The sequence below is a fragment of the Sphingobacterium sp. HJSM2_6 genome (genome assembly GCF_049316305.1).
GTDB lineage: Bacteria > Bacteroidota > Bacteroidia > Sphingobacteriales > Sphingobacteriaceae > Sphingobacterium.
In genome coordinates this window covers 24,164-38,263 of record NZ_JBMOXB010000020.1, presented here as the reverse complement: position 1 = coordinate 38,263, position 14,100 = coordinate 24,164, and the positions used below count along the sequence as shown (strand labels likewise).

Here is a 14,100-nt window from a genome sequence, read left to right as displayed (position 1 = left end):
GGGTTGAAAATTGCATAAATTATTTTCAACTATTTTTCGACATCTTATTTGTGGTTCGCAGCGTAAGTTTGTACAATTGAGAAACCTGCCTCATCGATTGAATAAGTCAAGGTGTCAATTTTTGAAGTCAAGATGTTATAGAAAATGATCGCTACTGTAGAAGTTGCGATACCTGTAGCCGTGTTAATTAGGGCCTCAGAGATACCGTTTGCTAATTTCGCTTGGTCAGGAGCACCGCCTGTTGCTAAGGCCGAGAACGCCTTGATCATACCTGTTACCGTACCTAATAGACCTGTTAATGTACCGATAGATACTAATGTTGCTAAAACTGTTAAGTTTTTCTCTAACATAGGCATTTCTAATGTTGTAGCTTCTTCAATCTCTTTTTGGATAGCTAACACTGATTTTTCAGTATCTAATCCTGGATTTGCTTCAACATCTTTGTATTTTAATAAACCTGCTTTGATTACGTTCGCTACAGATCCTTTTTGTTTATCACATTCTTGGATAGCTGAATCGATGCTTCCAGTTCTTAATAAACCTTGAACTTTTCTTACAAAGTTCCCTACATTTCCTGTACCAGTTGCTTTGCCAATTACGATAAAACGCTCAATTGCAAAAACGAATACCATTAAGAATAATCCGATAAGTACAGGTACAATTAATCCTGCATGGTACACCATTCCGAAGTAGTTTCCTGGTTTTGGTTGGTTTGCTGGGTTTTCATCAATAAAGTTTGATGGTGCTCCCATTACATACTCATAAACCAAATAACCTATGACTAAACAAATGATAATTGCTAAACTCGCAAATAAATTACCCGCATTGCCACTCTCTTGTTTAGCTGGGGCTGATGTAGTTTTTGGTGCGTTTGCCATTTTTTACTAATTTTTAGATTTTTACTGTTGTTTAATTATTAAAAGTTAAATTCAATTTTATGCAAGTTATTAGCCGTTATTTTACATAAATTCAAAACAAATATAGCATTTTATGTTAAAAACAAAATTAATTTGAAGATATCCGAATTACCTGTTAGGTTGTGTTACGACTTCATTGATATTCTTCAGCAGTAATCAAATCAATGTATGCTATTTTGTCTCACATAACGGTTTGACATTCCTTTTTTTTTACAATGAAAACTATTTTTTTTCTGATATGCAAATTATCAAATCGTTAAATACAAAAATTAAGTAAGCGTTTACTTACTTTGACCTCCAGCACTTTCTAGGTTTTCCCTGAATTCCTGTTAGTATTGGTTTGTAATTTAACGCTTTACAAGGACATTTTATTTCATTACCCAAAACTTTTTACTTGATAACCTTCTGATTGAAGAAATTGGATAATTTTTTCTTTAAAGTCCCCCTGTATCATTATTTCCCCATCTTTACTCGTACCGCCAACTCCGCAACGCTGCTTTAACTGTTTAGCAAGTATATCTAAATCCTCCTGAATTCCCACAAATCCTGTAATTAAAGTAACTGTTTTCCCCTTTCTAGATTTCTTGTCCAAACCAACTTTTAACTTTTGTTTATTGTTGCTTAAGGTTTCCTGTAACAATTCGAATGCAGAATCGGTATATTCAAAATCCGAGGCCGTGGAAAACACCACCCCATCATACCGTTGTTTTTTTGGTTTACTCATATTCATCAACAAATTATATTTAACGCCTTGGGCATCACTTCTATATGGATTTGACTTCCTAAATCAATGGGTTCTCCATCGACATGCACCGAATTTTGACCGTCCAATTGTATACTAATTTGCTTCCCAGGTATTATTTCCACATATTCGGACTGATCTGCCGTTTTATTAAAGAGATGAAATATCATCATCGGCAAACTATAAAGTGGAAATTTATGAACCACACAAACGTCCAGTATACCATCGTTTATCGAGGCATTCGGCGCGATATAAGCATTATTGCCATATTGCGGAGAATTGGCAACACTAATCATAAAAGCCTCTCGTTCATAACTTTTACCATCAATTTGTAAGCTATATTTTTTAGGTTTATATCCGCTCAGTACATTAATGACCGTTCGAAGGTATCCAATTGGACCTCGCACAGATTCAGAAGCAAACTTATCACTTACAGAAGCATCGAAACCCATCCCAGCGATATTAAAGAAATATCGATCTTGAATTTTTCCACAATCGATTGGTACGGTATCAAATCGGTTAATCCTTCGTAAGGCGGCAGACTCATTCATAGGAATCCCCAAATATAAGGCAAGTCCATTGCCAGAACCTTCTGGAACAATGCCCAAAGGCATCGCTGTTCCTACTAATGCCGAGCCTATTTCATTAATCGTTCCATCCCCACCGACCGCTATTACCGCATCAAATTGTTCATCAATAGCCGATTTGGCCAATTCATAGGCATGATTGATATGATTTGTAATTTTAAAAGTAGGTTCGAACCGACTCAAATCCAATACTTCCAATACCTGTTTGTTAAACGCCGTTTTCTTCTTCCCTCCAGATACTGGATTAACTACAAACAGAATCCGCTTCTTTGTCATTTCAATCTTTTAATTCCGCTAAAGATAATAATTTGAACGAAATACTTTTTAAATAATCACAAAGTATCGTAGCTTTGTGCCACACAAAATGTGGACTGATTTGCATTTTGCATTATAAATTTTTTTTAATGTAAATGGGAGATTGCAACCACAGTAAAAAAGTGCTAAAACCATTCGGGACAAATGATTTTTCACGAACTGCCTTGCCTTCTCCTCTGAATACATATTTTTAATTACTTATGGCATATTTATTCACCTCCGAATCTGTTTCTGAAGGACATCCTGATAAAGTTGCAGATCAAATTTCGGACGCTTTAATTGACAACTTCCTAGCGTGGGACGAGGATTCCAGAGTTGCTATTGAAACATTAGTAACTACAGGACAGGTGGTGTTGGCTGGTGAGGTTAAATCTAAAATTTACTTAGACGTACAAAAAATAACACGTCAAGTCATCGAAAAAATAGGGTACACAAAATCCGAATACATGTTTGAAGCCAATTCATGTGGAGTTTTGTCGGCCATTCACGAACAATCCGCTGACATTAATCAGGGAGTAGACCGCATCAATAAACAAGAACAAGGCGCGGGAGACCAAGGGATCATGTTTGGTTATGCCAATAACGAAACGGATAACTATATGCCTTTGGCATTGGATCTTGCACATCGTTTATTGTATGAGCTTGCAATTTTAAGAAGAGCAAATGACGAAATCAACTACCTTCGTCCAGATGCGAAATCGCAAGTAACCCTAGAATACGACGATCAGCATAAACCCGTACGTATTGACACCATAGTCATTTCTACACAACATGATGATTTTGCTTCCGAGGCAGAAATGCAAGCGAAAATAAAAGAAGACATTGTCCATATTTTAATTCCTCGGGTGAAAGCACAATTAAAACCAGAACTTCACAGCTTATTTAATGAGGATATTAAATACCACATTAATCCAACTGGAAAGTTTGTCATTGGCGGACCTCATGGTGATACCGGATTGACTGGTCGTAAAATCATTGTAGATACTTATGGTGGTAAAGGCGCTCATGGTGGTGGTGCATTTTCTGGGAAAGATCCTTCCAAAGTAGATCGTTCTGCAGCTTATGCCACTCGTCATATCGCTAAAAATTTGGTTGCTGCTGGAGTTGCAGACGAAATCCTTGTGCAAATCTCATACGCTATTGGCGTGAAAGACCCAATGGGTATCTATGTAAATACGTATGGCACCTCCAAAGTAAATAAGACTGATGGAGAAATTGCCAACATCATTTCAGATTTATTTGATATGACTCCATATGGTATAGAAACCCGCTTAGGACTTCGCAATCCTATATATGCAGAAACTGCAGCCTATGGACACATGGGCAGAACTCCGGTTACCGTAACCAAAACATTCGAAAACTCTAACGGTGAATCTAAAACATTGGAAGTGGACTTGTTCACTTGGGAAAAATTAGATCACTTAGATCAAGTGAAAGCAGCCTTCGGCATTTAATAGGAATAAAACATAAGAAAATCCCTTAAACTAACCTTTAAGGGATTTTTTTTATCCTTTCTACCAGCAATTCCCTCCATTCTTTTCCCCTGTAGCACCGCTTAATTGATTTTATGTTCAAATGCGGATATGAATAGCATTTGTGTCGCATCTCTTCCGAAAAACTCCATCAAAGATCCAATTCATATCCTATAGAGTTCCGAATGAGATCCGAAGAAGAAAGAAATTAATTCACCAAATATGCTGACAAAATCTCGAACAAAACAGCTGCCTTGATCCTATAAAATTTACAGAATTGAGGGTATATTCCTAATTATGAAACGCAAATTTAGCCTGCATAAAAACTGGAAAAATACTCGACAAGAAACTTACTAGGTTTATGGGGCTATGGTGGGAATTTACCTTCGATACTAAATCCCTAAATATATTTCACGTGAAATACATTGGATTAAATAGCTGTAAAACAATCGTATAACCTGAGTCGGAAACAAAAAGAGGAAGCTTATGCTTCCTCTTTTTGTTAAATATATACCGTAGGATTTAGGCCGTAAGACTAGCTGAAGAAGTCGGTATTTGACGATCAACCTTTTTCACTAAACCTTGTAATACAGCTCCTGGACCTACTTCCACAAAACTTTCTGCGCCATCAGCCAACATCGTTTGAACCGTTTGTGTCCAACGAACAGCACCTGTTAATTGAGCAATTAGGTTCTCCTTAATAGCTACAGGTTCTTGATAAGCACAAGCATCATAGTTTTGGTAGATTGGACATATTGGAATTTGAATATCAACCTCTAAAATTGCGGCTTGCAATTCTTGTTTTGCTGCCTCCATTAATGGAGAATGGAATGCGCCACCAACATTTAGTTTTAAGGCTCTTTTCGCTCCAGCAGCTAATAATTTCTCACAGGCGGCATCAACACCTGCTACAGATCCAGAAATCACCAACTGACCTGGACAATTGTAATTTGCCGCAACAACCACTTCTTGAATCTCTGCACATATTTCTTCGACAACCACATCCGCTAAGCCCAAAATTGCAGCCATAGTACCTGGCTCTTGTTCGGTAGCCTTTTGCATTGCATTCGCTCTTTTGGCAACAAGTTTAAGACCATCTTCAAAACTTAATGCGCCTGCAGAAACGAGTGCAGAAAATTCACCTAAGGAATGTCCAGCAACCATACTTGGCTTAAAGGATTCTCCCAAAGCCTTTGCTAAAATAACAGAATGTAAAAATATAGCGGGTTGTGTTACTTTCGTTTGCTTTAAATCTTCTTCAGTTCCATCAAACATGATATCTGTAATTCGGAAACCCAAGATTTCATTAGCCCGTTCAAATAATGCCTTAGCTCCCTCATTCGAATCGTATAGGTCTTTCCCCATACCCACAAATTGAGCTCCCTGACCTGGAAAAATATAAGCTGTCTTCATATAGATTTAATTTATTTTACAAATATAAACATATCCTTAATCTTCGGGCAAAAATGCAAGTTCAGATAATTGATCTGCTGCAAATATATCGTTCGCAATGTTTAAGATATCTTCGGCACTTACCGCATCAATCTTGTTAAATACCTCAGCAAGACTGATAATGCGGTTGTAATCTAATATATTTTTAGCTTCAGCAATAATCAGACTCATTCTGTTTTCCTCAGCTAAGGCTATCTGACCTTTAAATTTAGTTTTTGCCCTGTTAAAATACGTAGCAGATAAAGGCTCTTGTTTAAGTTTATTTAATTCCTTGTGCAGTAACTTTAATGCTTTTTCTAGTTTCTCTTCATCTGTACCTAGATAAATACTAAATAAACCGCTGTCGGAGTATAAGGAATAGTTAGATTCTATCGTATAAGCGATACCATGCTTTTCGCGGATGTTTAAATTTAAGATCGAGGACATGCCATAGCCCCCCAATAAATTATTAAGTAATAATAAGCCTGTTTTCCGATCATCATAAATTCCATAGCCCAGTGAACCCAACACATAATGTGCTTGGTTGATGGGACGAGCGAGTCTCAGCTGTTGAGCGGCTGCCCTGTTGGGAGCTTCCGCGGCATGATCCCAGGCTTTCATAGGAATATTGCCAAATATTTTCTCACACACTTTCAGCAATTTTTTAGACTCATAATTTCCGGATATGGCCAAGACTATCTTGGAGGTTGCATAATGCTGTTGGATATAACGCTGAATATCCCCTTGGTTGATGTTCTTTAAGTCTTCCTCCAATCCAAGAATATTATGCCCTAAGCCTGATCCCGCAAAAACCATATCTTCAAAATCATCCATGATCGCTTCTTCCGGACTATCTAAATAAGAGGCCATCTCATCCAGAATTACCCCCTTTTCTTTTTCCATTTCCTCTTCGGGAAAAACGGAATGAAAAATAATATCTTCAAACAAGTCAAGCCCTCGCTCTAAATAAGGCTTTAAGAAAGAGGCGTGTATGCAGGTGTACTCTTTTGTGGTGTAGGCATTTAAATCGCCACCAACCTCTTCTAATCGGTTTAGAATTTGATTGGTGCTACGACGCGCAGTTCGTTTAAATAATAAATGCTCTATAAAATGAGCTGTTCCGAATTTGCCATATTCCTCATGCCTAGACCCGGCATCAATTAGCAAGCATGTATGCGTAATTGATGACTCATGCGCGCGAAACATAACGCGTATACCATTGCTTAACTCAAATACTTGTGGATCCATAGCTTCTTTATAGGGTTGTGCAAAGGTAACCTTAATTTTAGATTTTAGATATGAGACATGAGATAATAGAAAGTCGAATTTGATAAGATCGTAAAAGATGATATTAGCATTACGATAAGCGATTAAAAAGCTTTCCCGACACTGAATTCAGTCCATAAAAATTTGCCTGATGCCTTAAAAAAAAAAGGCCCCCAAATAAATTGGAGGACCATTTGTTTTTGATAGGTAGGAAAATTACATTCGAGGAGGACGCATTCCACCAGGGAATCTGCTTTCCTCCACTGGAGCTATTCCAGAAAATTTTTGAAGTTTAAACGTAAACGATAATAAGAAATATCTTCCTAAACGATTCGTTTGTGAATCTGAGAAATAATTGTCTTGAACCGTTCTCGAAATATTTGTTTGCTCATTAAGTAAATCAAATGCTTGCAAACGAATGGTACCACGCTGTCCTTTTAACAACCTTTGTTCAATATAGGTATTTACTATAAATGGATTAGCGCTTGTTAATGAAGTAAATCCTTGATTAAAGTTTTTAGATAAATCTAAGCCAAAGATTGTGTTTTTAGTAATGTTTATCGATGCAATTAAAGTAGGTGTCCAAGTAGACACATTATTATTATTACTGTTTAATGAGTTCTTGGAGAAATTATAGTTGTATCTCACACCCGGATTAATTTCTAAATTTTCCGAAGGTGTATATCTAAACATCGCACCTTGAAAAAACACCCAATTATTAATGATATTCTTTTCACCTACTTGCGCATTAGGGTCTGATGAGGTAAACGACAAGTTCTTATTGTAATTAACTCCCCCCATAAACATCAGGTTGTAAGTTTTTTCTTTAATCGATTTACCAAAATGATAGAATCCACTAGCATTATAAACTGGATCTTCCGCATTTAAGAATCTAGATTCTTGCACTAATCCTAGACTAGGATCATTATAACGCTTACTAAAAGAAATGATACGATCATTAACTAATGATCCATTTAAATTAGCAAAAAATGTATTTCCTTTTTGAAAATCTCCAGACCGAAAACGAAGACTCAATTGATGTCTAAATTCAGGATCCAAGTTTGGATTACCGAATGTACTATTGGTTTCATTAATACTCACTTCATATGGAAGTATCTGATTGATGTTTGGCTCCGTAGATCTTCCAGAATAATTTATGGAAATATTTTTCTGCCGAGAGAATTTATATTCAAATCTTGCGATAGGCATGTAATTCAAGTTTCTACGACGAATATTTGTATTTGCGTTATCGCTAGAAGCTAAACCATCAAGTAGCGAGGGTTGAACAGCAGCTCCCAATGAATATTTTACTTTATCATTTTCAAAAGCATAATTAGCCCCAAAACGATGAGTTGTAAAGGAATAATCTTGGGCATAGTGGAAATTTAAATCCTCACTAGCTAAAGGCAATCCATTTTCATCAAATGCATCTTGGTTATTCTTATTGTCGTATGCATTTTTATTAAAATCATAAGTAACTTCTATATGGCTAAAATCGCTAAGTGGTTCTGTATAAGAAAATGTAGTCCCTGCATTCCAGCTTTTATTTCGCAACTCTTGCAGCGTTTGCTGATATATTTCCGCTAATGGGGTATTCACATTGGCAGGATCGGCTATTAGACGATCTAGCACACGATCATAATCGTTATTCGTGGCCGAATTATCATAGTTAAAATTCACAAAGAAATTACGCCCTTTATCCCCTAGTTTACGATTGTATAATCCACTAATGCTATAACGAGGGACATCTGTAGTAGAAAATACCTGTTGATTTTCACTATTATTCAGCACATCGTCAAAAAAATTGGTTGCTGAAGAAATCGTTTCCCCATTTGCATCGTTAAAACCAAATTGTGGGGTCAATTTAATATAGTCATTATCCGTAATGTTCCATTCTAAGTTCGCTTCTACCCGATGGCTTGCAGAGATATTATTTCCATCTGAATTCGAATTTTCTAATTGAGTACCATCTTCCAAGGTGTACTGGTTAATTCGATTGGAAAGGGTATTATTATCATCCCTTCCGAAGGAATAATTTCCATAGACTTTTAATTTTTCCGAAAAGTCATGACGAATATTGACACCAATAGAACCTACATTTGTCAATCCATTTTGACTGCCAAACATGCCTCCACCAGATCTTCCTCCACCTCCTTGCCTGTTTCTGGCACCGCCTCCCATGGTATTAAAATCAAACAAAGGCGCATTAATATTATTTAAGTTTCCTAAAACAGAAACTTGAGAGGCATTACTCATTCCCATCCACATAGCCGTAGTTTGATACCGGTCTTCATTTCCGTAAGCTACCCGCAAAGTGGTCATGTATCCTTTGTTGTATTTCGGATCTATTTGAATATTCAACACCTTTTCAGAATCGCCTGATTTATTACCAGTAACATTAGCCATATCGCCATAATCATCCACTACTTGAATCTTTTCGATGATGTTGGCTGGTAGATTTTTAGTTGCTGTCTTAACGTCACCACCAAAAAAGTCTTTCCCATTGATACGAACACGAGTGACAGATTCCCCTTGTGCGGTAACATTCCCGTCTTTATCTACATCTAAACCTTGTAACCGTTTTATTGCATCTTCCGCTACCGCTCCTTCACGTAATTTCAGGTCTTTGGTAGAATATTCTACCGTATCCGATTTTACTTGAACAGTTAACACGCCTTCGATTACTACTTCTTCGATTTGAGCAGCATTGACCTTTAAGCTAAAACTTGGAACTCGGATTTCCTTTTGAGATGCAGGAAAGTCCACCTCTTTCTCGGAAGCTTCGAAGCCTAAACTGCTTACCCGAATTATAAATTTCGTAGCTGTTACGTTATCAAAGGTATAAGAACCAATATTTGAAGAACTGGTCGTTAACGTATCCTTATCTGAGATAAGACGAACCGAAGCGCCAGAAATAGGTCTCGATTCGGTATCGAAGAGCATTCCTTCAACTGTTCGAGCAGTTTGACCTTGAACTGTACTACTTAAAGACAGTATGCATAAGCATAATAAAGCGGTTAAAAATCTATTCATATTTTATTAATTGCCTTTTATTCATTGAGTTTACCAATCCACCAGATATCCGTTTTTACTTTATAAGGATTCTTAAGTGATGGCGAAGAATTATACGTTCTACCATATACACTTTGTCTCGTGTTAGGCCTATTTTTCATTAGTTTTTGCAATTGCGCAAATCTGTTATTAATCATGATTTGAATCGCAACGTCTTTTTGTATATCCTTTATAGCGACACTTTCCAAAGGTATTTTTGCTTCATAGACCAATCGATCATTAGGCAGTAATTTTGCCACGGCATGCACTTCATAGGTGTTTTCAAAAGATAATAAGCCATCTACTATTTGATCAAAACCTTTTACTTGATAGCCTCTACTTCGTTTGATTAACTCTTCTCTAACATTTAAATTGGGTAAATTATCATCATTTGCCATCGCTCTCAATGTTTCCGCATCAGGCACAGGAAATAATAATTGTGCTGCATCTTTCTTTTTAGCCTCCTTATTTATGTTAATCAATATACCATGTCTTGTGGCGTCTTGCTGCAATATTGGATCTTTAACTTGCACTGCTACATAAATAAAGTGAGCATCATTACTGATTGCAAAACCCCAACTACTGTCTGGATCCATCATAAACAATTGATCTCCCCATTCTGCTAAGCTTCCATCCACTGTAATAGGAAATGAAGGTAGTAATCGATATTGCTCTTTCTTTTTTTGTGCCAATAAGCTCATGCAAGAAAATATCATAATCAAATTGATAATAATCTTTTTCATAAAATATTTATTTAAACGCTTTATTGACAAAATTATAAGTAATTCTACATATTAAATATAATCTTGTGCAAAGAAAGAAAGAAGAAGTGTAAATTAATGTAAACAGATATTAATCACAGATAAGTTACAGGATAAAGGATCATTTTTTTTTTGCTTACACTATTGAACAATGTTGAAAGTTAACTCGCCAAAATTACATTTGAGGAATAAATAAGGCCAGAATAAGTTGAACGAACTAGGCTTGTTCAAGCCTCAGCACCATATAAAGAATCCATTCCAACTGGCTTCAAATCTTCATCCATTCCTAGAAATATTGCAGGCCCCCTACCCGCTGTCTTCAAACAAATTGTTAATTTTGTTTACATGGAGCAAGCAGTAAGTTTATTGGCTAATTTTCAAGGAGTATTCATAGAAGCAGGATGTGATGAAGCTGGCCGAGGATGTTTGGCAGGCCCTGTGTTTGCCGCAGCAGTGATCTTTCCAAAGGATTATTATAATCCTGTATTAAATGATTCTAAAAAACTTTCGGAAAAGAAAAGAATGTTATTAAGGCCCATCATTGAACAAGAAGCGCTGGCATTTGCTGTGGCAAGTGTAAGTGCGGAGGAAATAGATCGAATCAATATTCACAAAGCTTCCTATCTAGCCATGCATAAAGCCTTGGATCTGTTGAGTATTAGTCCAGAATATTTAATCATCGATGGCAATAAATTTATTCCTTACCAAACAAAACCTTACAGCTGCATTGTGAAAGGAGACGGGAAATACCTTTCCATAGCTGCGGCATCCATATTAGCAAAAACCTATCGAGATGATTACATGCATGGAATTGCTAAAGATTACCCAGATTATGATTGGTTTAATAATAAAGGATACCCAACCATTAAACATCGACAAGCTGTATTGAATCTTGGTATAACACCCCATCATAGAAAAACCTTCAGAATAAAGGATCCACAATTGCCCTTATTCTGAAGGTCTTCATATGCATCAAAAAGATAGCCATTGGAATCCAATGGCTATCTTTTTGATGTTTATCCTTTTTTCTTAGGTTTTAGGGAAACCCAAGCGGCAGCAGCCACTCCCAATACTAAAATAATGGACGCTATCAATGAAATCATATTACTGATTTCCATAGAAGCCGGTTTAAATACAAACTCCACTTGATGATTGCCCCCAGGTAAGGAAAGTCCTCTTAGTAAATAATTTGTCCGAATGATTGGCACTTCTACCCCATCGACATAAGCTTTCCAACCTTTATCATAAAATATTTCTGAGAATACAGCAAACACTTGATTAGCGGCTGTATACTCATACTTCAACGTATCTGGATGGTAGGAAGTCAATTTGATTTCCGCATTAATCGGTTGACCAATGGTTTTATTATCAAATTGATCTTTTAAACCCTCACTGATAATGGCTTCTTTTTTAGGATCAAATGTATTCAATGCTTCCATTTCCGCCTTACTGCCTTGTACGAATTTGATATTATTGACGAACCAAGCATTACCTAATGCTGTACTTCGACGCTGAATCTTATCTGAATTATTCGTTTGATCTTTTGTGATCAAATACCGCACGTTCAACATATCTAACACATCCTCATTGAAGTTACCATTAAATTGATGCTCCAACAGCTCTTGAAATCTCATCAACTTAGCGGCATGATAACCACCTATACTTTTATGGAAATAAGACGCACTAGCATCTTGAAAAGGACTAGTAGTCAAATCAAATACTCGATACGAAGGATCCTTATCCATATGAATCAATTGATCCACTTCGCGTTCAGGGATTGGTCTATCGTAGGTAGATTTATCTACAAAAGATTGATTATTTAAATAGCGCTTGTCTAATGACCAAAGATCGACTAACGTAATCACAGCCAATGCGGCAAGTAAAATAGTTAAACTTGCTTTTTTCTTAACATAAAACCAGATAAACCCAAAGGTTAATAGCAGGATAAAAAAGGACCTCCAAGCATCCTTAGATGCCATGTCTGCACGATCAATTAGCAGGGAATTCACTAATTCATTGGCCATTTCTTGACTTTGCACCATTTGTTGCAAGTTTTGCACATATGCTTGATGCTCATTGGTACGTAAAGACAAGATATTCGGCATTAAGGCAACTACTAAACAGATCGCACCTAAACCACCTGCAGTATATAGGAGCTTTTTATCTAGATTAATAATTTGCTCTTTGCGAGTGATAATCTCATTAACAGCCATAATAGCCAATAATGGGATCAAAACCGAAGGAATGACTAAAATAGACTCTACGGCTCTAAACTTATTATACATCGGGAAGTAGTCAAAGAATAAATCCGATATCAGCGGGAAGTTTTTACCAAAGGATAACAATATGGTCAATATCGTCGCTGCTACAATCCACCATTTCAATCGATCCTTAACAATAAAAATTCCTAAAATAAATAAGAAGATTATTCCAGCTCCAAAATACCAAGGTCCTTGGGTAAAGCTTTTCTCTCCCCAATAGGTAGGAGTTAACCCATTTGCATATTGTAGGGCCTGTCCTTCTGGTATACCCATTTTAACAAAAGATTTTACCACATTAGATTCAGAGTCTAACAATCCACCAGATTTACCTCCATAAGCGTCCGGAATTAAAAATGTAATGGTCTCACTAATCCCTTGACTCCATGCATACGCGTACTCTTTATCCAAACCAGTGGAGGATTTACCCGAATCATCAGCCTTCTCAATATTTGCTTTTCCACGAATGGTTAATTTACTGTACTCATAGGTAGGAAACAATACGGAAGCATTCACCAATACAGCCATAACGACTGCAATAAGCTGCAAGCCTGATGCTTGTAAAAATTTATTTAATTTTTTATCGCGTATGGCATAATATAATTCAAGGCCTACTAATACCAGTAATGCAATAAACAAATAATAGGTTACTTGCACGTGATTCGCTCGAATCTCTATTGCTAGAAATAAAGCCAATAATACAGGCCCCCAAAGTTTACTGCCCCGGTAACATAATAAAACGGAAGCAATAATAGGCGCTATATAAGCAATGGCATAGGCCTTATTGATATGACCTGCCTCGACATACACAAAATTGTAGGAAGAGAAAGCTAATGCAATTGCACCAATAGCCGCAAGCCAAGGTTTGATTCGTAATACAGAAAACAAGAAATACCCGCCTAAAAGGAATAATAAGAGCACATCCGAAGGAGGTGGAAATAAGGTACGGATAGCGGGACCAATATGAGTTGTTAAGTTATTTGCATGATCATACCAAATCTGATAGGTAGGCATACCGCCAAACATGGAGTTTGTCCATAATGGCGTGTTTCCATCTTTCTCTTTGAAATCAAAAATTTCTTTTTGACTTCCTCTAGCCTGCATAACATCACTTTGGAGTAATGTTTTGCCTTGCCATACTGGAGTAAAATATAAAATGACTAGTAATAGAAAGACACCTATAACAATAAGATGATTCTGATTTTCCTTAAACCAATTTTTCATGTAATGTAATAATGGGTTACCAATGATAGCTCCAAAAATATATAATTGATTTCAATAAATACGATGAAATTTTGTA

Annotated in this window: 10 protein-coding genes; 2 read left to right on the top strand and 8 right to left on the bottom strand. The window is 36.6% G+C overall.

What is annotated here, in order from left to right; all coding sequences use genetic code 11:
• Positions 1–44: 44 nt before the first annotated feature.
• The 3 genes from ACFRAE_RS15930 to ACFRAE_RS15920 all read right to left on the bottom strand — a co-directional run bounded on the left by ACFRAE_RS15930 (position 45) and on the right by ACFRAE_RS15920 (position 2,522).
• Positions 45–878 carry a MotA/TolQ/ExbB proton channel family protein gene (locus tag ACFRAE_RS15930; protein ID WP_422798164.1) on the bottom strand — a complete coding sequence of 278 codons (834 nt, stop codon included), beginning with the start codon at positions 876–878 and terminating at the stop codon, positions 45–47.
• A 415-nt stretch (positions 879–1,293) separates the two neighbouring features.
• Positions 1,294–1,641 (bottom strand): translation initiation factor, encoded by a 348-nt coding sequence (locus tag ACFRAE_RS15925; RefSeq protein WP_422798163.1) that lies wholly within the window; start codon positions 1,639–1,641, stop codon positions 1,294–1,296.
• Positions 1,642–1,646: 5 nt separating this feature from the next.
• The gene (locus ACFRAE_RS15920; RefSeq protein WP_422798162.1) at positions 1,647–2,522 is read right to left on the bottom strand and encodes a diacylglycerol/lipid kinase family protein; all 876 of its coding nucleotides are present in this window, start codon (positions 2,520–2,522) and stop codon (positions 1,647–1,649) included.
• A gap of 239 nt (positions 2,523–2,761) precedes the next feature.
• On the opposite strand from ACFRAE_RS15920, the gene metK reads away from it, so the two are divergent.
• Positions 2,762–4,015: a methionine adenosyltransferase gene (gene metK, locus ACFRAE_RS15915; protein WP_422798161.1), complete on the top strand. Its 1,254-nt coding sequence runs from the start codon at positions 2,762–2,764 to the stop codon at positions 4,013–4,015.
• A 540-nt stretch (positions 4,016–4,555) separates the two neighbouring features.
• Here metK and fabD read toward each other — a convergent pair.
• The 4 genes from fabD to ACFRAE_RS15895 all read right to left on the bottom strand — a co-directional run bounded on the left by fabD (position 4,556) and on the right by ACFRAE_RS15895 (position 10,524).
• A complete protein-coding gene (gene fabD / locus ACFRAE_RS15910) occupies positions 4,556–5,446 on the bottom strand; it encodes an ACP S-malonyltransferase (RefSeq protein ID WP_422798160.1) in 891 nt (296 codons plus the stop codon).
• A 36-nt stretch (positions 5,447–5,482) separates the two neighbouring features.
• A complete protein-coding gene (locus tag ACFRAE_RS15905; protein ID WP_422798159.1) occupies positions 5,483–6,712 on the bottom strand; it encodes a M16 family metallopeptidase in 1,230 nt (409 codons plus the stop codon).
• 234 nt (positions 6,713–6,946) lie between these two features.
• A complete protein-coding gene (locus ACFRAE_RS15900) occupies positions 6,947–9,763 on the bottom strand; it encodes an outer membrane beta-barrel protein (protein WP_422798158.1) in 2,817 nt (938 codons plus the stop codon).
• A gap of 17 nt (positions 9,764–9,780) precedes the next feature.
• Entirely contained in the window at positions 9,781–10,524 is a 744-nt protein-coding gene (locus ACFRAE_RS15895; protein ID WP_422798157.1) for a hypothetical protein, read from the bottom strand.
• Positions 10,525–10,887: 363 nt separating this feature from the next.
• Here ACFRAE_RS15895 and ACFRAE_RS15890 point away from each other — a divergent pair, with 363 nt between their 5' ends.
• Positions 10,888–11,499 carry a ribonuclease HII gene (locus tag ACFRAE_RS15890; protein ID WP_422798156.1) on the top strand — a complete coding sequence of 204 codons (612 nt, stop codon included), beginning with the start codon at positions 10,888–10,890 and terminating at the stop codon, positions 11,497–11,499.
• Between the two features lie 59 nt (positions 11,500–11,558).
• Here ACFRAE_RS15890 and ACFRAE_RS15885 read toward each other — a convergent pair whose 3' ends face one another.
• Positions 11,559–14,024, bottom strand: coding sequence for a YfhO family protein (locus ACFRAE_RS15885; protein WP_422798155.1), 2,466 nt, complete (start codon positions 14,022–14,024; stop codon positions 11,559–11,561).
• Positions 14,025–14,100: the final 76 nt, after the last annotated feature.